This is a genomic window from Streptomyces lydicamycinicus (genome assembly GCF_000829715.2).
GTDB lineage: Bacteria > Actinomycetota > Actinomycetes > Streptomycetales > Streptomycetaceae > Streptomyces > Streptomyces lydicamycinicus.
Genome location: NZ_BBNO01000008.1, coordinates 26,068 through 52,891 on the forward strand (window position 1 = coordinate 26,068; position 26,824 = coordinate 52,891).

16 protein-coding genes and 4 pseudogenes are annotated in these 26,824 nt (G+C 68.3%); 13 read left to right on the forward strand and 7 right to left on the reverse strand.

The features are described 5' to 3' along the window. Positions 1-464: 464 nt before the first annotated feature. Together TU31_RS26510 and TU31_RS26515 are read right to left on the reverse strand one after the other, a co-directional pair. Entirely contained in the window at positions 465-1,280 is an 816-nt protein-coding gene (locus tag TU31_RS26510; RefSeq protein WP_245698762.1) for an IS110 family transposase, read from the reverse strand. A gap of 790 nt (positions 1,281-2,070) precedes the next feature. Continuing rightward, positions 2,071-2,826 (reverse strand): GbsR/MarR family transcriptional regulator, encoded by a 756-nt coding sequence (locus TU31_RS26515; RefSeq protein WP_042159015.1) that lies wholly within the window; start codon positions 2,824-2,826, stop codon positions 2,071-2,073. Between the two features lie 262 nt (positions 2,827-3,088). Between TU31_RS26515 and TU31_RS26520 the strand changes: the two genes are divergently transcribed. The 3 genes from TU31_RS26520 to TU31_RS26530 all read left to right on the forward strand — a co-directional run bounded on the left by TU31_RS26520 (position 3,089) and on the right by TU31_RS26530 (position 6,513). Next, positions 3,089-3,751, forward strand: a complete 663-nt coding sequence (locus TU31_RS26520) for a DUF4097 family beta strand repeat-containing protein (RefSeq protein WP_042159016.1) — start codon at positions 3,089-3,091, stop codon at positions 3,749-3,751. 192 nt (positions 3,752-3,943) lie between these two features. Next, on the forward strand, positions 3,944-5,185 hold the full coding sequence (locus TU31_RS26525; protein ID WP_042159017.1) for a serine hydrolase domain-containing protein: 1,242 nt from the start codon (positions 3,944-3,946) through the stop codon (positions 5,183-5,185). A gap of 188 nt (positions 5,186-5,373) precedes the next feature. Continuing rightward, positions 5,374-6,513: a serine hydrolase domain-containing protein gene (locus tag TU31_RS26530; RefSeq protein WP_042159018.1), complete on the forward strand. Its 1,140-nt coding sequence runs from the start codon at positions 5,374-5,376 to the stop codon at positions 6,511-6,513. Positions 6,514-7,518: 1,005 nt separating this feature from the next. On the opposite strand, the gene TU31_RS26535 is transcribed toward TU31_RS26530, so the two are convergent. Continuing rightward, the gene (locus tag TU31_RS26535; protein WP_042159019.1) at positions 7,519-8,559 is read right to left on the reverse strand and encodes an aldo/keto reductase; all 1,041 of its coding nucleotides are present in this window, start codon (positions 8,557-8,559) and stop codon (positions 7,519-7,521) included. 144 nt (positions 8,560-8,703) lie between these two features. On the opposite strand from TU31_RS26535, the gene TU31_RS26540 reads away from it, so the two are divergent. The 3 genes and pseudogenes from TU31_RS26540 (at position 8,704) to TU31_RS26550 (ending at position 11,548) form a co-directional block, all read left to right on the forward strand. After that, positions 8,704-9,534, forward strand: a complete 831-nt coding sequence (locus tag TU31_RS26540; protein ID WP_042159020.1) for a helix-turn-helix transcriptional regulator — start codon at positions 8,704-8,706, stop codon at positions 9,532-9,534. Positions 9,535-9,667: 133 nt separating this feature from the next. After that, positions 9,668-10,525: a GNAT family N-acetyltransferase gene (locus TU31_RS26545; protein ID WP_042159021.1), complete on the forward strand. Its 858-nt coding sequence runs from the start codon at positions 9,668-9,670 to the stop codon at positions 10,523-10,525. Positions 10,526-10,589: 64 nt separating this feature from the next. Further along, positions 10,590-11,548 (forward strand): annotated as a pseudogene (locus TU31_RS26550) (transposase). Positions 11,549-11,995: 447 nt separating this feature from the next. Here the strand turns inward: TU31_RS26550 and TU31_RS26555 are convergent. Continuing rightward, positions 11,996-12,490 (reverse strand): hypothetical protein, encoded by a 495-nt coding sequence (locus tag TU31_RS26555; RefSeq protein WP_158894721.1) that lies wholly within the window; start codon positions 12,488-12,490, stop codon positions 11,996-11,998. A gap of 789 nt (positions 12,491-13,279) precedes the next feature. Beyond that, positions 13,280-13,372, reverse strand: a pseudogene (locus TU31_RS37305) (3-oxoadipate enol-lactone hydrolase); the annotation flags it as partial. Positions 13,373-14,312: 940 nt separating this feature from the next. Here TU31_RS37305 and TU31_RS26560 point away from each other — a divergent pair. Next, positions 14,313-15,320, forward strand: coding sequence for an RICIN domain-containing protein (locus tag TU31_RS26560; protein WP_042159027.1), 1,008 nt, complete (start codon positions 14,313-14,315; stop codon positions 15,318-15,320). A 123-nt stretch (positions 15,321-15,443) separates the two neighbouring features. Here the strand turns inward: TU31_RS26560 and TU31_RS26565 are convergent, their stop codons facing one another. Next, positions 15,444-18,497, reverse strand: coding sequence for a LuxR family transcriptional regulator (locus tag TU31_RS26565; protein WP_078885990.1), 3,054 nt, complete (start codon positions 18,495-18,497; stop codon positions 15,444-15,446). 645 nt (positions 18,498-19,142) lie between these two features. On the opposite strand from TU31_RS26565, the gene TU31_RS26570 reads away from it, so the two are divergent. Next, positions 19,143-19,907, forward strand: a complete 765-nt coding sequence (locus TU31_RS26570) for a hypothetical protein (protein ID WP_042159031.1) — start codon at positions 19,143-19,145, stop codon at positions 19,905-19,907. A gap of 1 nt (position 19,908) precedes the next feature. After that, positions 19,909-20,856, forward strand: coding sequence for a zinc metalloprotease (locus tag TU31_RS26575; protein WP_042159033.1), 948 nt, complete (start codon positions 19,909-19,911; stop codon positions 20,854-20,856). Positions 20,857-21,185: 329 nt separating this feature from the next. On the opposite strand, the pseudogene TU31_RS37310 reads toward TU31_RS26575, so the two are convergent. After that, positions 21,186-21,275, reverse strand: a pseudogene (locus TU31_RS37310) (3-oxoadipate enol-lactone hydrolase); the annotation flags it as partial. An 85-nt stretch (positions 21,276-21,360) separates the two neighbouring features. Here TU31_RS37310 and TU31_RS38180 point away from each other — a divergent pair. From TU31_RS38180 to TU31_RS26590, 4 genes and pseudogenes are all read left to right on the forward strand, one after another. Next, positions 21,361-21,468: pseudogene (locus tag TU31_RS38180) on the forward strand (IS5/IS1182 family transposase); the annotation flags it as partial. Between the two features lie 154 nt (positions 21,469-21,622). Next, entirely contained in the window at positions 21,623-22,957 is a 1,335-nt protein-coding gene (locus tag TU31_RS26580) for an ATP-binding protein (protein WP_042159035.1), read from the forward strand. Then, positions 22,954-24,081, forward strand: a complete 1,128-nt coding sequence (locus TU31_RS26585) for a tetratricopeptide repeat protein (RefSeq protein ID WP_042159037.1) — start codon at positions 22,954-22,956, stop codon at positions 24,079-24,081. The genes TU31_RS26580 and TU31_RS26585 overlap by 4 nt, the downstream gene beginning before the upstream one ends. A 472-nt stretch (positions 24,082-24,553) precedes the next feature. Continuing rightward, on the forward strand, positions 24,554-26,704 hold the full coding sequence (locus TU31_RS26590; RefSeq protein ID WP_063770832.1) for a serine/threonine-protein kinase: 2,151 nt from the start codon (positions 24,554-24,556) through the stop codon (positions 26,702-26,704). Positions 26,705-26,824: the final 120 nt, after the last annotated feature.

Sequence of the window (26,824 nt, forward strand, 5' to 3'; positions counted from 1 at the left end):
TGACAAGGACGTTACCCGGTTCCGTCGGCCCCGCACACAACCTTTTCGCCGGCCCGGCGTCGGCCGGCCTTCGGCGAGCGCCCGGGGTCAGCCGTTTCCTTCCGGGAATCTCAGCACCGCCCCGCCGTCACGGGACAACCTTTAGCCCGCCGCGCTAGAAGCCCCGCCAGAGCATTCCGGCGGGGCATCTCGTCTCACAGATGCCCCTATATCGGGGGCCTTCGGTGAGGTAGACCGTGTCGCGCCACGAGGGCCGTAACAGCGCAGGTCACGCCCCGGTTGAGGGCAGCCTTCGGCACCGAGCGACGTGGAGCGCCACGCTCAGCTCGGAAGGCGTGGCAGGGCCTTCGGGGCCGGAGCCTGAGGCCCTGGCGGGGTCCTAGACCACTTCGCGGAAGGTGCTCTCGGGCCGGACCAGGTGGAAGAACTCACGGGCCACGTAGCGTTTGAGGCAACGGACGATCTCACGTCGGTTCCGGATTGTCTCCCATCGCAATCATCAAAGTCGCGGCGCTGTCCGGCCCAATGCCCACCGGTGCCAGCAACTGCGGGAAGTGGTGTTCCACGAGCCGGGACAGGCGCTGGTCGAGTACGCGGATCTGTCCGGTCAGCTGCTCGATGCGCTGGGCCAGCAGACACAGCGTGATGCGGGTGGCCTGGAGCACGTCCTGCCCCGGGCCGTCGTCCTCCTCGATGCCACCGAATCGCGCACAGGTGCGGAACAGCACGGAGTTGCTCAGCCCTGCCAACTCGTCCCGCAGCACGGGATCTGCGGTGACCACGATGGCCTTGAGCTGGTTGATCGCCTGGGTGCGGGCCTTGACCGCGGAGTCCTTGGCGAGTTTGAACATCCGGGCACTCTGCACCGGCCCGTCGCCGGTCTTGTCCTGCACGCGGGCCCGGCCGTTTAGCACCGCGCGCGCCGCCTCCTGCGCATCCAGCGGGTCCGACTTCCCGTTCCTGCGGCGGGCCGCACGGTCGGGCCGGTTCACGTCGATCACCTCGATGTGATGGGCCAGGAGGTAGCGGCACAGGCCCGCGCCGTAGCTTCCGGTCCCCTCTACCCCGGCCCGGGACACCGGGCCGAACTGGCAGGCCCATTCAAGGAGCTGGCGGTAGCCGGCCGTCGTGGCGGGAAAGGCCGCGGTGCCGAGCACCGCTCCGAGCGAGGAGAGTGCGGCGGCGACATGCAGATCCCGGTGGGTGTCCACACCGAGGACGATTTCCCCCGCCCTTGACGGGAGCGGGCGCGTTGCTGGGGCGGTGAGCGTGCTGGTCATGGGCATTGGCCTCCCGACTGAACGGCATCTCAAGGAGCCGGCACGACGCCGGGTGGGCGGTCGGAACTGTGACTGCGCTGGTGGAACGGCAGGGCCCCTATCGGGACACGCCCCACCGGCTCGGTGCCGGCACGCACCGTCCCACACCGGGATCGACACATCTGTAACAAGACACCCCGGTCCGCTCTCACGCGAGTCAGATCCCAGCCCGAGACAGCACCCACCAATCCAGCACGACAACCACCGCGGGGCGCGTTCCCAAGTCCCAGGTTTCGCAAGAAAAATGGCGTTGAGGCACACAGGTGACCGTCCGATCCGGCACGGGGGGCCAGGACCAGCGCCTGCGTTGACCGCCTGCCCGTACCGACACACGGACCTTTCGACATGTCACCACCCTCAGCTGACGTCTCGGTCGCATCGCACCCCCTCAACCCCCAGGGCGGCGCCGTTCAGGCGGTCTGTCCGGGTTCGTGGCTCATATGCTTCTTTGAACCAGCGGACAGGTTCGACCCCCTGGTGACGTTCTCCGCGTCGCTGCCCAGCGGGTTGAGCTCCGTTGGCGGCATTGCTCCAGTGGCTTCACGTAGCTGAGCGTGGACGAACGGAAGGCGGCCATTGGTCAGCACGGAGCGGCTCGCTGTCCGGGGCGTTCCAGCTCACCAGCTCCCTGCTCCTGCTCGCCGCCGCCAGCTCCTCCTTCCCGGCAGGGCCCGGCCTACTCAAGGCCTTGGCCGGAACGGCCGGTGCACCCGGGGTACTGTCGCCGGTCCTCGGCCGGACAGACGACTGTTTATGCGCGATCTGAACGTGGCGTGGCGGTGCCGTCTGGGGTCGTTTCGGTTCTGGTGTACAGGACCTCGCGGCCCTGCTCCGCGGCGCGGATGAGCCCTTCGCTGACGAAGGCGAGGAAGCGGGCGGCATTCTCGAGGCGAGTGGCGGCCGGGGTGCCGCGGCCGAGGATGCCGACGCCCTGCCGTGCGGTCTCGATGAACTGGTCGTTGGCCCGGGCGCTGCGGATCATCGACCGGTACCAGAGGTCGTCGTCGACGACGTATCGCTCGCGGCGGCGCTCGTCGCGTTCCCGCCGGGCGAGGTCCAGGCTCTCGAGGAACGTGATCGCTTTGGAGATGGACGCCGGGCTGACCTGGAGGCGCTGGGCGAGTTCGGAGGCGGTGAGGCTGCCGGTGTCGGTGGTGTAGAGGCAGCCCAGCACCCGGGCCATCATCTTGGGCAGGCCCGAGGTCATCAAGACGGTGGTGAGGGTCTCCTGGTAGTCGCGCACGGCCTCGGCGTCGCGTCCGTACGGTTGCGGGAGCGCCTGCGGCCCCAAGGGCGCGGCCTGCCTGCGCTGGTGGGTGCGCTGCTGGGTGGCGCGGTGGGCCAAGTCGGCGCGGTAGCCGGTGGGGCCGCCGTTCCGCGTCACCTCACGCGTGATCGTGGAGGTCGGACGGTCGAGACGGCGGGCGATCTCGGCGTAGGCGAGGCCGTCGGCCAGCCCCACCGCGATCTGCTGGCGCTCCTGCTGGGTGAGCCTGCCTCCCGGCATCACGACCCCTTTCATGCCCCACGGGTGCTCCATGGCGCTGCTCGGTGTTCTTTGACGCCTCCACCATAGCGTTCATCTTCAATGCATTGCAACGATCAGCCGTTCCATCGTTGCATTAAGCGAGAGGGTGTTGCAATGATTATCGCGCTCCTACCTGCATAGATGCTGTTGCTATGCAAAACCTTCGTTGCATAGATCTGGAAAGCAACGTAGCTTTTCCATCGTTCGGAAAGAGCGAGCCACAAGCACAAGGGAGAGCACGATGCAGAAGTTCGACACCCCCGCCCCGATCTCCGCCGTCCTGGACATCCCCGCGGGACGCGTCCAGTTCATCGCCGCAGACCGGGCCGACACCGCGGTCGAGGTCCTGCCTGCGAACGCCTCGAAGGGCCGCGACGTGAAGGCAGCGGAGCAGGCCACGGTCGAATACGCCGACGGAGTCCTGCGGATCGGGAATTCGGCGAAGAACCAGTACTTCAGCCCCTCCGGATCCATCGAGGTGACGGTCAAACTGCCCGCCGGTTCCCGGGTCGAGGCCAAGGCGGCCAGCGCCGAACTCCGGACCGTCGGCCGCCTCGGCGACGTCGCTTTCGAAGGCGCCTACAGTCAGATCAAGCTGGACGAGGCTGCGAGCGTGCGTCTCACTGCGGTCGACGGCGACGTCGAGGTCGGCCGGCTGGGCGGGGCCGCGGAGATCAGCACCGCAAGGGGCGACATCCGGATCACCGAGGCCACGGGCGGCAGGGTCGTGCTCCGTACCCAGTCCGGCGACATCACGGTCGGCGCCGCTGCCGGCGTGTCGGCTGCCCTGGACGCCGGCACCGGCTACGGCCGCATCAGCAACGCCCTCAAGAACGATGGCACCGCCGATCTCGACATCCGCGCCACCACCTCCCACGGCGACATCACCGCCCGCAGCCTCTGACCCGCTCCCTCCAAGAAGCACCCTCAACGCCCCCGGCCATCGGGGCGAACGCGAACTCGCGAACGCCATGGACGCCGCGCCGGGAGGTGTCCCGCACGGCGAACGCAGCACGGCCATCGCCCGGGACGCGCCCGGCGGCAGCCACACCTCATCGCGACACCCACCCACACACCCCACAAGGAGCACACAGCCATGTCTCTCAACCTCACCGGTCAGCACAGCGGCTTCTCCGAAACAGGGCTCCGCAGACTGCGCGACGTGCTGGCACGGCACGTGGAGTCCGGGAAGATTCCCGGGCTCGTCGCCCTGGTCAGCCGGGGCGGTGAGACGCATGTCGAAGCGGTCGGGACGATGCGCCATGAGGGTGGCGCGCCGATGCGCCGGGACACGATCTTCCGGATGGCGTCCACGTCCAAGCCGGTCGCGATGGCGCCGGTGATGGTCCTGCTCGACGAGTGCAGGCTGCGGCTGGACGACCCAGTGGACCAGTGGCTGCCCGAACTCGCCGACCGGCAGGTGCTGAAGCGGATCGACGGCCCGCTGGACGACACCGTGCCGGCACAGCGGCCGATCACCGTACGGGACCTACTGACGTCCACGTTCGGGCTCGGCATAGATCTGACGGCGCTGGGCTCTCCGATCATGACCGCCATTTTCGAGCGGGGCATCTACACCCAGGGAGCGGAACCGGCGCCCGAGCCGGACGAGTGGATGCGCCGCCTCGGCACGCTTCCGCTGATGCACCAGCCCGGAGAGCACTGGCAGTACCACATCAGCCACGATGTACTCGGCGTGCTCGTCGCTAGGGTCACGAGCCAGCCGTTCGAGACGTTCCTGCGCGAACGCGTCCTCGATCCGCTGGGGATGAAGGACACCGGTTTCCACGTGCCCGCCGACAAGATCGACCGGCTGCCGCCCAGCTACGCCCCCAACCCGCAGACCGGAGAGTTCACCGTGTGGGACGAGGCGGTGGGCGGACAGTACAGCGCGCCTCCGGCGTTCCAGGCGGGCGGCGGCGGTCTTGTCTCCACCGTCGACGACTACCACGCCTACTTCCGGATGCTGCTGAACCACGGGCTGCACGGCAATCAACGGATCCTTTCCCGGCCCTCCGTCGAGCTGATGACCACCAACCGCCTCACGCCCGAGCAGGAGACTGCCCGAACCGCTCTGGCCCGCAACGCCGTCCAGGTGTCGTTCGGCCAAGGGCAGCACGGCGGCTGGGGTTTCGGGATGGCGGTGCGCACCTACCGCGGCGACTACGCGCCCATCGGCCAGTTCGGCTGGGACGGCGGCACCGGCACCTCGACCTACGCCGACCCGGACAACCAGCTCACCGGAATCCTGCTCACCCAGGTCGGGCTGTCCACTCCGGATCCGGCGCGGCTCATCCACGACTTCTGGACCACGCTCTACCAGGCAATCGACGACTGACACCGAGCCCACACCCCCGTGCGCCGGCCCTTGCCCCACGACACCCGACAGTCAGGTCCCTGACGCCGAACCGTCGACGTGCCCACAAGGTTCGGCCGGGGCCCTGTTAGCCAAAGCCGGATCAGCAGGATCGCGCCCTCCGCCCGTTCCATCGCATCCCACCACCACAGATCCAAAGGAGCACAGCCATGTCCCTCACCCTCACCAGGCAGGATCGCCCGGAGCTGCAGAAGGCCATCGAGGAGATCGTTGATTCAGGTTTCGCCGGGGTGCAACTGCGCGTGAACGATGAGCGGGGCGAGTGGGTCGGCAGCGCCGGGGTGCGCAAGCTGGGCGAGAGCGCCAAGCCGCCGACCGACGGGCGGTTCCGGATCGGCAGCACGACCAAGACCTTCACCGCGACCGTGGTGCTGCAACTGGTGGCCGAGGGCAAGATCGGGCTGGACAGCCCGGCGGATGACTACCTGCCCGGGTTCGGGCTGGACCGGCGGATCACGGTGCGGATGCTGCTGCAGCACACCAGCGGGCTGTTCAACTACACCGGCGAGTACTACGACGATGGGACGGTCGCGCCGGGGATCCCCTGGCAGGGCCAGGAGTACGTGGACAACCAATTCCACACCTATCAGCCGGAGGAGCTGGTACGGCTGGCGTTGTCCAAGCCGGCGCGGTTTGAGCCGGGGACGGACTGGAGCTACTCCAACACCAACTACGTGCTGGCCAAGTTGCTGATCGAGGAGGTCACCGGCCGCTCGTTGGCCGAGGTGATACAGCGGCTGATCCTGCAGCCGCTGGGAATGTCGGACACCGTGGTGCCGGGTGCCTCGCCGGAAATCCCCGAGCCGCACGCTCACGGCTACTACCGGTACGAGCACGCCGGCCAGTGGAAGGTGGTCGACGTCACCCGCTTCAACGTCTCCTGGATCTCCGCCGCCGGTGACATGATCTCGACCACCGAGGATCTCCACACGTTCTTCTCCGCCCTGATGAGCGGCAAGCTCCTGCCGGACTCGCTGCTGGCCGAGATGCGCACGCCGCACCCCAAGCTCGGCTACGGCCTGGGGTTGTTCGTGGAGGAGACGGACGGCGGCGGCACCATCTTCAACCACAACGGCGGCTTCTTTGGTTGGGCAGCGCTGATGTACAGCACGCCCGACGGCAGTAAGACCCTGACCGCCTCCCTGACCACCGGGGACGCCGAGCTCGACTTCGCCGCCACGGCCGAGGCGTTCCAGAAGGCGCACCAAAGGCTCGTCAACGAGGTGTTCTGCGGCGGGCAGGCCAAATCGGCTGACGAGGCGGCCGATCCGACTCAGCCGACGGGCTGAGCACCTCGGACCCGTACGCCTTGAAGGTGGACTCCTAGCGGCCGTGCATCAGGCAGAGCGCGAACCGGGCCACATGCGCGGACGCCGGGCCGCGCTCTCACAGAGCCAGCCGACGGGGGTTCCTCACCTCTGCCCCTATGACGGGGGTCATGACTGTGTGGGCCTGACCAGGTGGAACACCTCGCGGGCGGCGCACCTGGCCAAAACGCCGCTTGCAAATCAGTCGCAAATCGCGATATCAGTGAAACCCGAAGAGGCACGGGAATGCATCGTTGCAGGTCAGAGGGTATTTCCAGGTCAGCAAGTCAGCACAAAGCCAGCATCGGCGGCGCTACGCCGGGAAACAGGCCGACTCCCGGGGGTCATGCGGCACGCCGTGGTCCAGACCTCCACAGCGCCCGGAGTCGAGACCCGATGCCAGCCGTCGCACCACAGCACAACCTCCCCCGAAGATGCAAACATCCCCCTGAATTGCCGAGTTGGGTGCCCTCTTCGTTGAGTCACTTCCAGTGCCCTGCCACATCGGGCACCGAGGGAGCGATACCGGGGGTTCTGGGACGCTCGGACACTCCCGCCCGCAGGAGACGACCTGCGCACCAGCGCCGTGCCCCCCTGCTTACGCCGGGAAGGGCTACCGCCGCCTCACCCGACGGCCGGCTGTTCGCCACCGTGCAGCAATCCGAGCCCAGCTACCAGATCAAGGTATGGGGCAACCGCAGCCGGACCCAGCTGGCGTCCCACTGACGGGGCCCGTCAACGAGATCGTCGAGATCGCGTTCGCCGTAACTCCGTTTCCAGGGAGCCCGAGTACATAGCAAGGGCGTCGACGCGGGTGAAGCAGCGGCGCTCGGGTGGCCATAGGCAGATGATGTTGCCGCAGGCGGCGTCAGGGGAGGTATGGGCCTGACTGCACACCCCTTCCAGCGCCGTGCGGAGCCGATCATGCTGGCCCGGTGCGGCGAGGAACTCGGAGATGACGAAGAGGGACATGGCCCGGGGTCGCCTTCAAGAGTGGCGGGCGGGGCCACTGCCCGCGCCGGAGACTGTGATCGCGGTGGCGATCTCCTCGATGTCGGCAGGGGTCAGGTCCAGCGAGCCCGCGCCGATCCAGCCGTCCACCTGGGCGGCCTTGCGCGCGCCCACGATCGCTCCGGTGATGCCGGGCCAGGCGAGCACCCAGGCGATGGCCACCTCGGCCACGGTGCGCCCATGGCGTTCAGCGATCGGCCGCAGCGCCTCGGCGAGCTGGAGGTTGGCGGTCAGGCCGGTCGTGAAGTCGTGGTGGGCGGTCCGCCAATCCTCGGCGGGCAGGCCCGCCACGCGCTCGGCGGAGAAGGCCCCGGTGAGCAGGCCGGATTGCAGCGGCGAGTAGACGATCACGCCGGTCTCGTGTGCGCGTGCCCAGGCAATCTCAGCGGCGGACGACCGGTTGATCGCCGAGAACGGCGGCTGGATGACGTCGACATGGGCGATCTGCTCGGCCGCCTGGAGCAGGTCGGGCGTGTGATTGGAGAGCCCGATCGCCCGTACCTTGCCTTCGGCCTTCAGGTCGGCCATGACCTGCCAGTACTCCTCCAGCGGCGTGGCGTTGGGCGACACCGCTCCGAAGCCGCCACCGGCGTACTCCAGCGATTCGCCGGTGTCGGGATAGTGCACCTGGTACAGGTCGATGTGGTCGACGCCCAGCCGCCGCAGCGAGTCATCGAGCTCGCGGCGGACGCTGGCCGGCTTCATGATCCGCCGAGGCGCGGCCGACGGATTGTCCGGGTCCCAGACCAGGCCGACCTTGGTGAAGATGTACGGGCGATCGGCCTGCGGCAGGCCGGCGATGGCCTTGCCGACCAGTTCCTCCGAATGGCCCAGGCCGTACACCGCGGCGGTGTCGATCCAGTTGACGCCCGCGTCCAGCGCGTGGCGGATCGCGGCGACCGACTCGGCGTCGTCCGTGGCGCCCCAGCTGAAGGTCCAGCCCGAGCCCGACACGGCCCAGGAGCCGAAGCCCAACCGGGTAATCTCCATGCCGGTACGGCCAAGCGTGACAGTCATAAGTGATGCGCTCCCGTGAATCGGTATGCCGGAACCGTTCCGGCGGATTCAACTCTCGGCGTTCCACGCGAGGTCAGGCAGTGCCCGGCGCTGCCTAGGCACGTCATGACCAGGCACACCTAAAACCAGAAAATAATGGAACATATGATCTTCGACCGACGCGCCGAGCTGGGTGGATTCCTCCGATCGCGCCGCGCCCGGCTTCGCCCCGAGGAGTTCGGCCTGACCTCCTACGGACGGCAGCGCCGGGTCCCCGGGTTGCGCCGCGAGGAGCTGGCGCAGCTGGCCGGGGTCAGCGTCGACCACTACGTACGCCTGGAGCAGGGCCGAAGCCTGCGGTTCTCGGGGGAGGTCCTGGACGCGGTGGCCAAGGCCCTGCGCCTGAACCCGGCCGAACGGGAGCATCTGCACCTGCTGGCGCGCCCCGCCCCGGCGGCCGCCGAGGAACCCACCGGCGGCCCGCCACTGCGCCCGGGCATACACAGCCTGCTCTCCGCGATCAGCGACGCCCCTGCCTACGTGGTCGACCACAGGACCGACGTGCGGGCCTGGAACCGGCCGGCCGCTGCGCTCATCACCGACTTCGGCGAACTTCCCACCGCAGAGCGCAACATGGCCAGGCTGGTTTTCCTCGACGACGGCGTGCGCGACCTGTATGTCGACTGGTGGGCGCGGGCTCGCGACGTGGTGGCCTTCCTCCGGCTGGACATTGCGCGCCCGCCCGGCCCTCCTGCCGCCCAGGCCCTGATCGAGGAACTGTCGGCCGTAAGCCCCGAGTTCGGCCAGATCTGGGCGGAGCACGACATCAAGGCCCGGGAGCACGGTAGTTACCGGTACCGGCATCCCCTGGTGGGCGAGCTCGAATTGACCTACGAGACCCTCCGGCTGCCCGGCCACCCCGACCTCGCCCTGATCGTCCACACGGCCGAGGAGGGATCGCCCTCCCAGGAAGCACTCCGCATCCTGACCCGCTAATCCCCGTATTTCGGTACCCATGCCGAGGGCGATACGGATGTCTTGGCAAGGGGTAAAGCTTACGACTTGGTGCGCGATAACACTGGCCGTATCTGAGAAACGAGGTGGTAGCGCTTGGCGGCCTGGTGTTTGGATGCTCGGCGTGACTTCTGTGGATCTCGATGATCGCCGTGAGCGGGCGCTGTTGGACCAACTTGAGCGGTACTACGACGCGGTGCCGCGCCATGGTGCTCGCGTGGAAGATTTCGGGCCGCTGACCTTGTTCGTCCAGGAAGGGCAAGGGTGGCCGTTCTACGCACGTCCGGCTCGGGGATGGTCGGGTGCGGTGAGTGTCGCCGACGTGGCCCGAGTGCGTGTCCGGCAGCGTGAGCTCGAAATCCCGGAGAGTTTCGAGTGGGTAGCCGAGACCACGCCTGCGCTGCGTGCCGCGGTCGAGGAGTCAGGGCTCGTGGTTCACGAGCACCCCTTGATGGTGCTCGCCCCGGGCTCGTCGGCGCCCGCTGTGGACGAGATGTCCGAGGACCTGTCGGTGAGGACCTTGGGCCCGGACAATCCGGCGTTGCCAAGCGCGCTGGCTGTGCCGCATCTCGCCTTCGCGGAGCCCGGAACCCGTATCGGCTCGGCGGGCGCGGCGGAATTGGCAGAAACGGTGCGGGACCGATCCGGCGACGGGTCGGTGGATCGCGTGGTTGCACGCATCCGGGCAGGTCTGACTGTGGTTGCCGCAGCGGTGGAGGACGGGACGGCGCTGTGCGCGGGCCAGCATCAGCCAGTCGGGGCGATCAGTGAGATCGTCGGTGTCGGGACGCTGCCCACCGCTCGCCGTCGTGGCCTTGGGCTCGCGGTCACTGCGTCGCTTGTGGCCGACGCGCGATCACGAGGCGTGGAAACCGTCTTCTTGTCTGCAGGCGACGAGGACGTCGCCCGGCTCTATGCCCGACTCGGCTTCCGGCGTATCGCGACCGCATTGATCGGTGGGCCTGGCGAGTAGCGAGTCCGCTACCAGAGGCGCTGTCAGCTGTGACGTGACAACGGCCGCGCGGGTTGAGCGGATTGTGACATCCGCCTGGGCCCGTGCGGCCTTGTCCCATCCTGCCTGCTGCGGCCTGTCCCGCGCCCATCTCGTCGGTTTGGTCGAGGAGTTCGCTGCGACTCCGCGCGGCACGACCGGCGTGGTGGGCAACGGCGGCGGGCACTCGGTGCCGGTCCGCAGCACCGGCTGGTGTTCACCGACCGTGTGCTGGTCACGTTGGTCGTTCTGCGCTTTCAGCTCCCGCACGTGGCCCTCGCCGAGCTTTATGGAGTGGACCGGACCACCGTCACCCGTGCGGTGCACGAGATCAGGCCGTTGCTGGCCACCCGCGGCTTCGCCGTCCCCGATCGGCCTGGGGTGCGGCTTCGGACGTTGGCGGACGTGTTCGGCTACGCCGCCGCGGAGGGCGTCCGGCTGCGGATCGACGGGACCGAGGTTCAGGTCCGACGACCAGCCGCGCACCGACCCGGGCGCCGGGTCTTCGTGTCCGGCAAGCGCAGACAAAACACGGTCAAGACGAACACGATCAGCGACGGCCAGGGCCGGACCCTGTGGTCAGGTGCCGACCGTCCCGGCCGGATGCACGACCAGACCGCCCTGCGCACCGACGGCATCGCCGAACACCTCCGCCTCCATCCGGACGTCACAGTCGAGGTCGACGAGGGCTACCGAGGTCTCGCCAACGAGTTCCCCCATCAGGTCAGCGCGCCGCCACGCAAGCCTATGGAGGACGTTCCCGAAGGCAAGAAACTCGCATGGCGCGAGGCTCGACGGCGACAATCCTCGCGGCGGATCTGCGTGGAGCACGCGAACGCCGAGCACAAGCAGTGGCGACCGCTCCAGCGGTACATCGGCCGACGCGAGCACTATGCCGAGACCCACCAAACCGTCGCCGGCTTGGTCTCCGACCGCGCCGCCCGTCGGGCCACAGTCCGACGGGCGAGTACAGAGATCGTGCTCGCCCGGCAGACTGCCGGCTGATCACCCACCAGCCGAACCACCAGGCCCCACGCCCGAATCTCCATCGCGCACCAAGCCGTAAGTCCGCTTCCACAGCCGATCGGTACGGCCGAAGCAGGCCGTGTGAACGGCGTCCGCTGTATCCACCAGCGCCTCGGTCCGGCCGACCCCGTACGGATGCGCTCTCGGCACCGTGGCCGTGGCCGAAGCGCCTGCCGCATCGGCCACGGCCGGTCCGGTGCCATGGCCGATGCCGACGGCTCTCCGTGGCGCTCTGGTACGACGTGGATGACCGTTACCGGCCGGACCGTGGCCACTCCCGTGGCACAGGCCGGACAGCACGGTGCCCCCCAACGCACCCCCGTCGAAGTCGGGGGTGCGTTAATGTGCTCTGAAAGCACGCGCTGGGCGAAGTACAGGGCGCCTGGAGGGTAGACGCCGACTTTCGCCGCCGGTGCCGTGCCGGACTCAGAGGTCGGGGTTCTTGCCCTCGGCCGTCTGCTTGATCCGATCGATTTGAAGCCTGGCGAAATCGGCGTAGGGCTGGCCTTCCCGAAGGCCCTCGCTCGCCACACGGATCAGGGTTCCTCCGAGGCGCATAAAGATCTCGGTGTTCCGTCCGGTGAAGGCATCGGTCTCATCCGCGCCCGCCGAGACCTTCAGCGGCTTCGCCCCGGCGCCGGATTTACGGCGCTCCTTGGCCGCCAGGCTCTTCATCGCGAACTTCGCATCGTCCGGGGTGCGGAAGGCGTAGATGGTGAAGATAACCTGGCCCTCGCCCGCTGCCTGATCGATGTGCGACGTGCCGAGGGCTGTGAAGCCGCCGCACTTCGTCCCCGTGTCGTCCTGGCAGGTCTTCACGGACTCGGTATGTTCAGGGATGCTGACGCCGAATCCCTCCCAGTCCTGAGGGGCACTGCCCGTGTCCACCAGGGCCCTGCGAACCTGGTCCTCGGTCAGCACGACCGGCACCTCCGGCTGCCCGCCACCACCGGTAACAGCACCCGCGCCGTCGCCGCCATCGGTGGCCTCCGGGCTCCCGCCGTCGGCACCTCCGCACGCCGTGAGCGCCGCTACCATCGCAGCCCCGACCACAATCCCCCGTGCCACCCTGAACACCGTCAACCCCTCTGCCCAACAGATCATTTGGCATGCACCCAACCGCATGGATGCGTCGACTGCCAAGTCCCCCGGCCGGGACGGTCACCGCGGCACGCCGTGCAGTACCACTCAAGTTGGTCCAACAGCGCCCGCTCACGGCGATCATCGAGATCCACAGAAGTGTCACGCCGAGCATCCAAACACCAGGCCGCACTGCCCGTAACCCGGTACCAATGGAAGCCGAAGAGGCAGGGCCGCCCCGCGAGGCCCGGGCCGCAGGACACCGGGGCGGAGCTGGCCCGGCTGCGGACCGAGAACACCCAGCTGCTCACAGCCGAGAAGGAGTGGTCGCTCGCGCGCGAGATCCTGCGCCGGGCAGCGGCCTGTTTCGCGAAGGAGATGAAGCGAAGACCTGCCGCTGGGACTATCAAGGGACTGAAAGCGGAGCCCAAGACACCCACCGCAGGCCGTCATGACCACCGATGCAAGAAACCCCGCCGGAGGAAGGCGAATTCGGAGGGGGCTTCGTCGTGTCACCAGATCTCACACGATTCGCGCAGACCCCATAGACGCCTCCGCATCACAAGGCTCCGAGCTGGACTTACGCACCCCGCCCTGGACTCGCTGGACGCGCTCGGAAGGTTCCTACGACATATGCCATGTGGTACCCAGAGCGGCGCCCAGTACGAGTACGGGGGCGTCGTCGGGGCCGTCGATCCGGTGTTGCAGGGTCTTCTCACTCACCGGGCCAAGCTACCGACTCTCTGACAAGATCCTGACACCCGGGTCAGGAAGAGCCGCCGGAGCATGGCCGCCGACCACAATCGAAGCGAGGTTTGCGCAGGTCAGAGCCTCTCTGTGGAGACTACGTGGACGATCGCGTGACCCGCCTCGTCGTAGCTCACCGTGATGCGCTGGTGCGGATGCGGTGCCTTGCTCGTGATCGGGGCCGGGGTCTTCTGGGCCGGAGAAGCGGCGTTGCGGGGTGGGCACGGCCAGCTCACTCACGCCTTGAGTTCCGCGAGCAGGGCCAGGCGGCGTTCCAGGCCATGGATCTGCTCGGTAAGCTGCTCGATTCGCTGGGCCAGCAGACACAGGGTAATGCGGGTGGCCTGCAGCACCGCCTCTTCACCGCCCTTGTGCCTACGTCCGCAATCTGCGGCTCGACCGGATCCGTGCGGACATCCTCGCCTCCGCCGACCCCGTCGGCACGATCACCTACCGGTGGGGCGTCTCCCCTTGGCCGCTTCGCGAGCGCGTATCGCGACCGCTTCGCCGAACTCCCCTCCGACACCGCAGCCCGAAGGTAACCCCAGCCTCCTGCGGAACGCAGGAAACCCGTGGGCGACGCCTCCCTCCCTCTTACGCAAGCCCTCCGTCAGTTGACGGATGTAACACCGCGCCGGGCCCCGTACTTTGACACCGCCGCAGCAGGGGCCACAGCCAGGGATGGGGCGCTTCCTCCCCTGTCCGGGCGGCGTTGCCACGGCAAGAGGGCCGGGTACCGAACCCGCCTCACAGGCAAGAACTGCCCAAGGAGAACCGAATAACCATGATCACCGAGCCGACCCCCCACGGGTCAGTGCGGCGGACGATGGCCGCATTTGCCGCGGTCGCCTTCGCCACCCTCGCCACGTCAGTCTCTCCACTCACGACCGGAACGGCTCACGCGGAAACCCCCGCCATGACCGGCCTGTCCCTGTCGCCGCGCCTGCCCCAGGGCGACGGTCTTGCGCCGTCCTTGGACCTGGCGAAGGACTCGCCGGACTACGGGACCGAAATGGTCATCAACAAGTCGCCGATAGCGAATTGGAGCATCCTTCCCAACAGGGACGGGAGTTTCCTGATCCGCAACGACAAGACGCAGAAGTGCGTCGACTTCAACACCGACAACGGCCACCTCGTCGAGCCGCGCTACTGCGACCAGAAAAACACCAAGCAGAATTGGTATCTGCAGCCCTCGGGCGGTGGTGACGGCTACTACCTGATCCGGAACGTCAACACCGATCAGTGCATGGATGTGTTCGGGGGAAGCAGCAACAACGGCACCACCGTGGGTATCCACGGCTGCAACGGTGACAGCAATCAGGAATGGATCATCGGCCCGACGCCCAGCCCGGATTACACCGGCCCCACCCTCTCGGACCTGGCCACCGCGTACGCCCTGAAGCAGTGCAGCAACAGCGTCGGCGCCGTCAAGTCGTGCGATTACGAGGTCACCGGCGACAGCGTGGCTTCCGTGGGGAACCTGAAGCGGGTCAGCTCCAACGTGTGGAACAACAGCACCGACCCCGGGGACCGGACCATCACCTGGACGCAGACCACGTCCCAGACCAATACGGTGGGCACCTCCCTCACCGTCACCAGCGAGGTCGGGGTCAACGTCGAAATCGTCACGGCCAAGGTCAGTACCGCGCTCTCCGCACGCTACGAGCACTCCTGGACCCAGACCGACGCCGTGAGCGACGCGAACAAGATATCTGTGAAGCCGGGCAACTACAGCTGGGCGATGCGAGGCCAGCTGATGAAGACAGTGACGGGTAAGTGGACGTTCACCAATGATCTCGGTGACACCTGGTCCGGCGACGGCACCGCCACGGTCCCCGCCAAGGACGGCACCGACAGCCTCAGCAGCAACCTGGTGCTGTGCACGAGCGACAGCCCCGCTCAGGAGTGCGTCAACAACCGGTGACCGGTGCAGGCACTCCCCTCGTGATCCGAGTGCACTCCGCCCTGTGATCTGACGGCACGCCGTCGGACCGTTCCCCGGCCTCCGCGAACGGAGCCGGGGAACGGTCCGTCGAGCGCCGAGGGGTCAGTCCTGCGAAGGTGACCGCCCGGACTTCTGCCGACGGGTCACCTCCGCGGCGATTTCGACCCGTGAGGTCATCGCCAGCTTTCTGAGGATGCTGGACACATGGGTGCTGACGGTGCTTCGGGCGATGGACAGCCGAGCCGCGATCTCGGGATTGGAACACCCTTCGGCCACATGCGCCGCAACCAGGCGTTCGGTATGGGTGAGTGCTTCCCAGCCGTCGCGACATCCGGTTCGGGTCCTGTGTGAGCCCCGGCGAACGGCGACCGCACGCAGCCGGGACGTCGCCTGGGCCACGTCCCAGACCGCGCCCATCTGCGCGAACGTGTCCAGCGCCTGATCGAGCAGGACGCGGGCGTCGTCCAGCCGCCCTCCACGGGCCAGCAGTTCCGCCGCATCGGTAAGTGCGTGTGCCTCATTGAGTGGCCGCGGAGCGTTGCGGTAGCAGCGGACCGCCTCCATGAGCAGATCCGGGTCCCCGCTCAGCAGACCTTGACAGCGGTAGGCGTCACCGAGGTGGTAGAGGCCGCCGCTGTGGTCGGCGCGCCGTTGCGCGGCGGCGGCGTATCGCTGTGCGTTCGTATGGTCCCCCTGGGCCAGCGCGAGGCGGACCAGATCAGGTGTCAGAAAGCTGAGGATCAGCTGGCCCGGCAGATGGCCGACGCCGCTGTCGAACGCCTCGACAAGTCGCGAGTAGGCGCGCTGGGCGTCGCCCTGCGCTTCGTCCAGAAGGACGCCGGCGCACAACGGCAGATACTCGTAGAAGGCAGCGACCGTCGAGTTGTCGTCCTCGGACAGCAGAGCGGTCAGATGCGCTTCGGCGAGGGGACGACTGCCTCTGTGCACGGCGATCAACGCCGCCAGCGCCCGCAGCGCCCGGCTCAGCGCGTCCTGGCCACCGCAGTCGAGACCTGATGCGATCTCCGCCAGCGCATCGTCCCAGCGCCCCGTGTGAAACGCGAGGAGCGCGCAGGACAGGTGGTACCAGGGCAGAAACATCCCTCCGGTGTGCTCCGCCGGGATGCGAATGGCGGCGAGGGTCCGCTGGGCGTCGTGCCCGAGATCGAGATCGACGTAGTAGTTCACCAGGGCGAGTTGCAGCCCCATCCACTGCGCCGGGTGCATCGTGTCCGGCGTGAGGCGGGACGCCTGCCGTGCGAGTTCCACCGCTTCGGCGTCCGGCGTTTCGAGGAATCGTTTGGCTGCCAGTACGTGCAGGGCGCCGGCCAGGGCGTGACTGTCGCCGGCCTTGTCGGCGGCCCGCCGGGCACGAGAGGCGACCGCGCCGGCTTCGGTGAGGTCGCCCAGCGCGAAAAGACATACCGCGCCGAACGCCTGGAGCCGGACCGCCTCGATCGCCGGTACGTCCGGGCTCCGGCATCCGGCCCGCGCCTCCGCCAGTGCCAGGTCGGGCCGGCCACGGGCGAACGCGGCCTGGATGACGATCCAGCGCATCAGACTTTCCCACCCTGGGTCAGGCGCCTTGGCCAGGGCGCAGCGGGCACTTTCCTCCGCCTCGGCGAGGAGACCGCAGGAAAGCTGCGCAAGGGCGTGGTGCAGACGGAGGTTGGCGTACCCGGCATCCATGGGGTCGCCGAGTTCCAGCGCCGTGGTGAGCAGCCGCAGCGCCATGGCGGGTGCCCGCGTGGTGAGCCGTGCCGCGGATCCTTCCAGCCACGTGATCAGGAAGTCCGGGCTCGGCAGCCCGTTGAGGAGGTGCTCGGCAACGCGTTCGGGAGCTGCCCCGGCCTCGGCCAGACACTGCGCTGCTCTCATGTGCAGCATGGCCCGGACCGACCCCGGCACGGCGTCGTACAAGGCGTGCCGGATGAGCTCGTGCCGGAAGCGCAGGCGTTGGCCGGTGTCCCTCAGCACCCCGGATGCCTCGGCCTCCGCCATGACGGCCAGCAGGTCGCGTAGGGGAAGGTCCACCACCGCTGCGAGTTCGGCGGTGGTGCAGCCGGCGCCCAGTACGGAGGCGACGCGCAGCATCTGCAGCACGTCATCACGCAGGTAGCGAAGCCGGTGCGTCACCAGCGCGGTCAGCGACGGCAGCGAACAGCCGGCGGCGATGTCCGCCGTGGCCTCACCGGTCTCGATGGCGTGCTCGCGTCTCAGCGCGGCGATCAACTCGGTGAGGTACAACGGGTTGCCGGCGGCTCCCTCGGCCATGCGGCGCAGTCGCGGACCGGCCGGCCGGCCGCACAGGTCCGCCAGCAGAGCCACCACGGCCTTCGTATCGAGGGGAGCCAGCTCCAGCAGGATGCGGTTTCCGGCGATCGGGCTCCGTGACAGCTGGTCGACTTCCCCGACTCCGGACACGGGCCGGTGAGCACCCACCACCAGAAGCGGCAACTGATGCACCGAACACACCAGTTTGTGCAGCACAGCCACGCTTGCCGAGTCCGCCCACTGGAGGTCGTCGAGGAACAGCGCCAGCGGCCCCTGTGCGCACAAGTCCTCGACCAGCCCGATCATCGCCTCGATCGTCGCGGCGTACGCCCCGGCCGTCTCACCCTTGGCACCCGGCAGACCGTAACGGGCATCGCCACGCAGCACCTCGGCGACCCGGGCCCGCCGGGCATCCGAAGGAGATTCCTCCAGCCGCAAGCAGCTGGAAATGAAGGCGAACGGACATGCCTGCTCCCGCTCCTGGGCACTCCCCCGCAGCACCCGCAGGCTCCTGCGCTCTGCGGCCGCCGCAGCCTGCTCCAGCACCGCGGTCTTCCCGAGACCGGCCTCACCCACGACGAACGCGGCCTGCCCCTCGCCCGCGAGCGTGGACTCCACCAGCCTGGACAGCTCCGCCAACTCAGCCGCACGCCCGACAAGACAACCTTCGAATGAAGCCACCACTTCGCCCCCAAGCCATGCAATATCAGGTGTTTCATAACACATGCCTTGGTTATGCGTAGCGAGTGACCGCCACTCGGACAAATGCCGCTCGTCGATCAAGGCAGCCGTGGAAGCCGGGTACATGCGGAACCCGGGTACATGCGGTCCAGTACACGACCGTCGCCATGTCGCCCCGCCCGTCGGCCGGCGAACTGACATGACGACAGGTCCAACACATTGCCGACGTCGTATGAAGCAACTCCGGTCGACGTCCTCGACCCCGCATACGTCATCGATGAGGACGACGACGGGGTGTGATAGCCGTCCGCCCTGCCGGGCGCCGCCGCCCTCGTCGTGCCCGCCGCTCTCGATCTCGTCGACCTGCACACGCACGGCCAGGTTCTACCAGTACGCCCCGGTTGGGGCGGCGGACACCGTCGCGAGTGCCTGCCAGATGTCATTGGTGCAGTCGACGCCGTGCGGAGTCTCCTCAAGCAGAGGACACTGCAGGCGAGTTCGAGCAGACCGTGATGCAAGGTCGGCGCGTTTCTCGTAGCGAGTCCGGAAGGCCACCGGATGCCGAGCGCGATCGCAAGGCGGAGGAGGGAGTCGACGCGGAGGGGGTGGGGTCTCCCCTGCTCGAGCGAAGTCGAGAGCTTGGGGAAGAGTGACGAAAACATGGATGGGTCCCCCCGTAGCTTTTTGCGTCAGGAACAGGTACGGGCCGGTGGCCCCTGAGAGGTTCCGGTCCCAGGGAACGACTGACCTTCGTGTGCGCCACAGAAGCCGTGAGGTTCGGCGCGCGTGCCCTTTCGCGAACGGAGTAAGGATGCGCGCCGGGTACCCCCATGCGATAAAGGGAATATGGCGGATGCGCTGAAGAACGCCGATGTCGAAGTCAAGATCAGCATGTTTGGCGAGGCGGCCGATTCCGCGTGCCGGACGCTCGGGCTGGAAGCCGACGACGGCAAGAGCCTCACGATTTACTTCTGGGACAAACCGTGGACGGGCGGCAACGACATCCGTCTTCCCCTGTCGGAGGCGGGAGTTGTCATCCGGCTACGGAAGGCCGCGAAGGGCGATGCGGACGACCTGACCGTGAAACTACGGCCGTGCGTCCTGGACGCACTGCCTGCCGACTGGCAGGCAAGTCGTGACGGGAAGGACTGGGAGTTCAAGATCGAGGAGGACTGGACCGGCCGCAACCGCGCCTGGGCAGCCTCGCTGAAGGTGGAAGACGACTTCGACCGGCCCACCACCGAAGACGGGGACGGGGACAGGGACTCGCGTCGGCCCCGGCTGACCCGGGACCAACAAGAGCTGCTGGCGAGCGTCGAGATCACCGACGACGACCTGGATGACCTCGTGCCACTTGGCCCGGTCCAGGCCATCAAGTGGAAGCCCTCCCGTCGCGACCTGATCCACCCGCTCACCGCGGAATTCTGGAGCGTCGGCCCTGACCTGCGTCTCTTGGAGCTGTCGCTCCGGGCGCATCCCGCGGAAGCCTCCAGCGCACAGGACCTGCTGGAACGGACCCTCCTCGACCTGGGCCTCCAGCCTCCCTCGCCTCAGACGTCCAAGACCCGCAGCGTCCTCACCGCCCTCGCCCGCGCGCACCTGGAGGTGTGATATGTCCGAGAATGATGCAGCCACCACTCCTGCCCGCCGAGGCTGCGGCACGATGCCGGTGCACCATCTACTGATGGCCGAGGACCCGGCATACGCCGCGAACCGGGTCCAGATCGAGAACCAAGCCTTCGCCTACGAGACCGGCACCGAGGCAACGGAACGTGTCGGCTTGACCCGCATCCCGGTCGTGGTGCACGTGGTGTTCCACACCGCCGCACAGAACATCGGCGAGGACCAGGTCACCAGCCAGATCGACGTGCTGAACCAGGACTTCCGGGCTCTCAATCCGGACATCGACAAGGTTCCGGAGGTCTGGAAACCGCTCGTGGCCGACAGCCGCATCGAGTTCCACCTCGCCACGCACGATCCGCAAGGACAGCCCACTGACGGCATCACCCGCACACAGACGCAGGCCACGAAATTCAACATACGGACCAACGCCGTCAAACACTCGTCGAGCGGCGGCCACGACGCATGGCCTGACGACCGCTACCTCAACCTCTGGGTATGTCCGCGCATCTTCGACCCCAACGACCCCAACGAGATACTCGGCTATGCCCAGTTCCCGGGTGGTCCCGCGGAGACGGACGGGGTGGTCATCGGCCACCAGTTCTTCGGTACGACCGGCACCGCCTCCGCTCCCTTCAACGGTGGGCGCACGACTACCCACGAGGTGGGCCACTGGCTCAACCTGCTGCACATCTGGGGCGACGACGACAACGGCTGCAACGGCAGCGACCTCGTCATGGACACCCCGAACTCCGGCGGTCCCAACTTCCGAGCCCCGAACTTCCCTCGGCTGTCATGCAGCAATGGGCCGGACGGCGACATGTTCGTCAACTACATGGACTACACGGACGACAAGTCCATGTTCATGTTCACTCGGGGCCAGGTAGCCCGTATGGAGGCCACCCTCGACAGCGCCCGGTCGTCCTTCAACGGTGCCTGACGGGTGAGCAGTTCAGACCAGTCAGCAGCCCGTCTCATTACTGAGGAAAGGGTGCTCGCCAGGGCCGACACACCCAAGGGAACCGAGGTCAGGCAGCATTTGCACGGTTCTGAGTGCCAGCCCCTGGCAGCGCGGCTCGAACGAGAGCAACGGAACCATGTGTGGCAACGCCCCCTGGAATCTGCCCGCCTCCGGCAGAGCCTCGTCGTGGCACTCGCTCTCACACAGCTTTCACCGACTGGGCGGACTCCCCCGACACGAGGCTCTGACCTGGCGATATGAGCCTGCCCTGGAGTCTGCCGGATGCTCCTGGACGGTCGCTACGACCTATGCCAGGTGGTACCCAGAGCGGCGCCCAGTACGAGTACGGGGGCGTCGTCCGGGCCGTCGACCCGGTGTTGCAGGGTCTTCTCACTCACCGGGCCAAGCTACCGACTCTCTGACAAGATCCTGACACCCGGGTCAGGAAGAGCCGCCGGACCGTGACCGCCGACCGCGCCCGAAGCGGGACGGATCGACTGAAGCATGGTCGGTGTGGACTCGATGTCGTGCCGGGCCCATCAGCACGCGGCCGGCGCCCGCGAGGCCAGGCCGCCGTCTCCGAGCCCCAGGCGGTACATATGGGTGCTGTCGGGGATATGAGTCTCGTTCTTCCCCAGGTCCGCGCCGTGAGTGGGCCATGCGACGTCCTCACACAGCAAGTTGTGCGCAGAGCACATCACGGGCGCCCGCAAGTCACTCGCGTCGGCTCCGTAAAGTGTGGGCCATGTCGGCGGAATCCCCCCTGATCAAGAGCATGCGCACCGCTGTTGCGGCGTCGCCCGATGACGTACCCCTACGGTTGCACCTCGCCGAGTTGCTGCTGGGCTCGGGGCATGGTGACGCCGCGGTGGGGGAGGTTGCTGCGGCGTTGCAGCACGCGCCCGGCGACGTCCAGGCACGCGAGTTGATGGTCCGGGCCCTGGCACATACTCCGGCAAGCACCCCCGGCGAAGCCGCGCTTCCCCCGCCGCCACAAGCTCCGGTGCCCGCCCAGCCTCCCGCCCCCGCCACCGTGCCGCCGCAGGACTCGGTGCTCGGGCCGCCTCCCGCCCCCGCTTCGAGCCCGGGCTTCGACTGGAAGGCGGCCCAGGATCAGGTCGGTGATGCCGTGCCGCCCCGGTTCGTTGAGGCACCGCTCGCCGTCGACGGCGGCGGCGACCCCGGAGACGCCGCTGCCTGGGACGTGGAACGCCCGGGGTCCGTCCGCCTCGCTGACGTGGGCGGCATGCAGGAGGTCAAGGAGCGGCTGGAGGCTGCCTTTCTGGCGCCGTTGCGCAATCCGGAGCTGCGCCGTCTCTACGGCAAGAGTCTGCGAGGGGGGCTGCTGCTGTACGGGCCGCCCGGCTGCGGTAAGACCTTCATCGCGCGGGCCGTCGCCGGTGAGCTCGGGGCGAACTTCCTGTCCGTGTCGGTCAACGATGTGCTCGACATGTGGATCGGCAACTCCGAGCGCAACATGCACGAGCTCTTTCAGACCGCCCGTCGGCAGGCCCCGTGCGTGGTCTTCCTGGACGAATTGGATGCGCTCGGTGGGAAGCGCAGCCGCACCCAGAGCAGCGGTATGCGCAACACGGTCAACCAATTGCTGACCGAGCTGGACGGAGTCGAAGCGGCGGCGAACGAGGGCGTGTTCGTATTGGCCGCCACCAACGTGCCCTGGGACGTGGACATCGCTCTGCGCCGTCCCGGCCGGCTGGACCGGACCTTGCTGGTGCTGCCGCCCGACGGGCCGGCCCGGGAGGCGATCCTCCGCTATCACCTGCGTGAGCGGCCCATCGAGAACGTCGACCTCGGCAAGCTCGTCAAGGCCACCGACGGCCTGTCCGGCGCCGATCTGGCCCATGTGTGCGAGGCCGCGGCCGAGCACGCGCTGCTGGACTCGGCCCGTACCGGGACCGTACGCCTGATCGGGATGAAGGACCTGCTGGCCGCGGCGGGACAGATCGCGCCCTCGACGGAGCCGTGGTTCGCGTCTGCCCGCAACGTGGCGATGTACGCGAATGACGGCGGGATGTACGACGACCTGGTGGCCTATCTGAAGAAGAAGCGGAAACTGTGACCACACTGCACCCAGCTGTCGAACAGGCCCTGGCTCTCGTCGATTTCAAACGCTACGACCAGGCCCGTGCCTTGTTGTCGCAGCACCTCGTCGAAGACCCCGGCGACACACGCGCCTGGATCGAGCTCGGCTACTGCCACCTGAAAATGCAGCAGCCGGAACAAGCCCTGGAGGCGGCCGACGAGGCCCTCAAAATCGCCCCCGAGGACTTCTACGTACTCATCCTGCGCGCCAAGGCACTGACCAGCGGGCCCAACAGCTCATGGCGCGCGGCCGAGCCCGTGCTGCGCGAAGCGGTGCGAGCCGACCCGCAGCACTGGTACGGCTACACGATGCTCGCCGACGCCGTGTGCCGCATGTCGATGGTCCGTTACTTCCAGGCGAACGGCTCCAGGAAGCCCGAGCCCCACGAGGTCGACCTTGTCTACCGCGAGGCGGCCGACCTGGCCTCGGAGGCGCTGCGGCTGGGCCCCGAAGAGGTTTACGCCCACGAAATCGCCCACCAGATCGCCACCTTCTCGGGCGACATCGCCCGCGCCGACCAGCTCGAACGCGCCATCCTCCGACTCGACCCCACCCACACCGAAGCCCTGGCCGCGCAGACCCGCAGGGCCGCCGAGGCCCCGGGCGTCAAGGCCCCCCGCGCCGCCGACCTCTACGCCACCGGGCTGGCCTCCGCACCGGACTCCACCGAGCTGCAGCGCGGTCTCGACCAGGCCACGTACCGCATGCTGCGCGGCGTGCGGTGGCTTGCTCTGCTCTGCGTCTGCCTCTCCGGGGCGGGGATGGACCTGTTCGCCGTCGAGGGCGAGGTGCAGCGGGAGTTGCCGCTGCCACTCGGCCAGCGCCTGTGGGACCTCGTGCCGATGACCGCCATCTGGCTCGTCGGCGCCCTCCTGCGCTTCCGGCGGCGGCGCGCCGGCGTCCGGCTCAACGTGCAGTCACTGATACGCCGCCGCCGGTGGGCCCGCATCGTGGTGACCCAGGCCGCCTGGGCCATGCTGTGCGCCCTGCTGATCACCCAAGTCCCGTGGGAAGAGCGGACGTTGCCGCAGGCGCTGCTCTGGGCAGGAATCGCGCCGACATTCGCCACGATCTGGTTCGACCGGAACAAGACCCGGTGAAGAACGGCCCGAGCCGTATGGGGCAGAGCCCCCGGCGGGGACGCGAGGGACACGACAGCCGGTGCGGGACGAATCCTGGGGGTGCGGGTCATGTTGCGTCACCAGAACTGAGCGCGGGGCCGGTGCGCGTCGTCATGTCGTGCCTTGCCGGGGTGGCTGCCTATTCGGTCCTCCAGCTGAGAGGAGTTTGACTCAATGGGGTGGTGGTGTGCCGCAGGGGTGATCGCAGGCACCCCGTGAGGTCGTCCGCGCACATTCCAACCACGCCTGGCGAATGGCACGTTGGCGCCACTTCGGTGTACGAGTTCGCCCCGCCGGAATCGATCACCGAGCCGTGTCGCCGGCGCCGCGCCACACGTGGGTAACAAGCGGCGGTCGGGGTGCGATTCGCCCCGTGTCACGCCCCTAGGATGAACGGCGTACGGCCAACACGACTTGACGGTGGCGGACGGACAGAACAACGGGGGAGACAATGACCAGCCCGACCCAGGCCCCAGAACGGGCCAAGGCCCATCAGCCCCACCCCTACATCGGGGGGCGCAATGCCGCGCTGCGCGCGCTCACCGCGTGGCGGATGGAGCGGCCGGGCGCGCCTCGGGTCGTCATCCTGACCGGAAGCCCTGGCACCGGGTGTTCGCGGCTGCTCACGGGGTTCCTGATGCTCTGCGACCCGGAGCATCGCAAGGGGATCGAGCTGGCTGCGCTCGATCCGGCGACCGTTCCTCCGGACTTGCCCGCACCCGCGGTGCCGAGCGTCGCCGGGCTGACGGCAGCGCAGACCCTGTGGCTGCTCGCCGATCACTACGGGTTGTCCGCGACCCGCACCGCCGACATCTTCCCCGAACTCGGTCAACTCCCGTTGTCCGGGCGGCCGGTGACGATCGTGGTGCCGGATGTGGATCGGGCCGGCCCGGTGCGGGGGACGGGTGAGCCCGCGCATGTGGTGCGGGACGTGCTGAAACCCCTCGCCGCCGTCGAGTCCATACGCCTTCTCGCCGACGTGCCCCGGGAGTTCGCCGTCGAGCTCGCCGAGGGCCTGCCGCCCGGCGTGGCCCAGATCATCGACCTCGACGCACCCGAGTGGGCCGACCCGGAAGGGCTTGTGCGGCAGGCAGAGGCGCTGCTCAATCCGCAATTCGGCGCCCCGGAACTGCCCTTCACGACCGACCCTGACGCTCGACGCGCGCTCGCCGAGGTGATCGCCCGGCACGCGGGAGACGGCGCGGGCAGCCGTCTGACCGTGCATCTCGCAGTGCAGTCGATCCTGATGCACCCGGAGGGGTTCGACCCGGAGGATGCGAGCCAACTGCCCGGCAGCGTCGGCGAAGTGCTCGATCTGCACGCCCAGCGACTTGACACCCATCCCCGCGCCCTGCGGCAGATCCTCGCGCCCCTTGCCCTTGCCGAGGGCGACGGCCTGCCCGTGCATCTGCTGACCCCGCTCGCCTCCGCCGTCGCCGAGCGGGACATGAGCGAGGACATGGCGCGGGGCATGCTGCTCGTCGCCCCCTTCATCCGCCCCGTCGAGAGGGCCGGCGAAGGCATCCCCGAGGACGGGCGGACGCTCCTGGGATTGCAGCACCCGGGCATCGGCGAGGCCGTTCGGGCAGGCATTCCGGATGTTCCGGGCGCTCAGGCGCGTATCGCCATGGAGTTGCTGGAGGCCGTACCCCATCAGGACTGGGCGAAGGCAGGAGCGTACGTTCGCGATCACATCGCGGGACACACCCTGGGGGCCGGTTTGCTCCCCCGGCTCCTCACCGACCCCGGCCTGTTCGCCCACGCCGAGCCGGTGCGGTTGCGCGCCGCGGTGGAGGCCGTACCGCCGGAGCAGTTGGGCGCACCGGCGCGCACCTATCTGCGTACGGCCCCGCTGCTCACCCGCACCCAGGCACCCGCCACCCTTCGAGCGGCGCTCCTGGAGACCGCATTCGTCGAAGACGGACTGCCGGAGTACGCGGCGGTGTTGCGCCGCACGGTACCCGAGCTTCCCTGGCACACCCTGTGGAGCGTACCGGTCGCCGGGGTCGACGCCGTGACCGTCGGCAAACTGCCCCCCTCCGCGGCCGCGTCGGACAGCGCCGCGGAGGCTCCTGCGAAGCAGGGGCCTCCGGAGTCGGCCCCGCTCGCCGTCGCCGTAAGCGCGGTGCCTCGAGGCACCCCGGGTTCCAGCCCGTTGAAGGCCGACGACCCCAAGGCCCCCGCCGTGCTGGTGCAGGACCTCGCCACGGGCTCCGTCATCGATGCCGACCCGACCCAGATAGTGCGCTTCTCGGATGACGAGCGCGCCACGGGGCCGCTCGGGTTCAGCCGCGGCGCCGACTATGTACGCGTCTGGCGTCGCGGCGAGCAGAAGGGCGACGAGAAGATCGTCACGGCCTTGATCTCCGCCACGCCCTTCACGGGAACCGACCTCTCCCCCGACGGCATCCTCCTCGTTGCCACGGAAAGCGGTGTGAAGGCGCTGCAGATCCGCCCGGCGCAGCCCTGTGCCACGACCGCACGGCGCTCCGGACCCGCCCCCCAGGCAGCCGAGCCCGAGCCCGCACGGGCCCCCGAGCCCGAACCGGAAGCCGCACTGGCTCCACAAGCCCCCGGGCCCGATGCCCTCCCGACCGCCTGACACCCGCCCACCGCAGACCGTTAGGCTCAAAGGCCCGAAGCCCCGAAGCCTCTCGAAGGCGCCCGCATCAGACCGCCTGCTCTCAGGCCCACTCGGACGAGGGCCGCGGAGCTCGCCCGG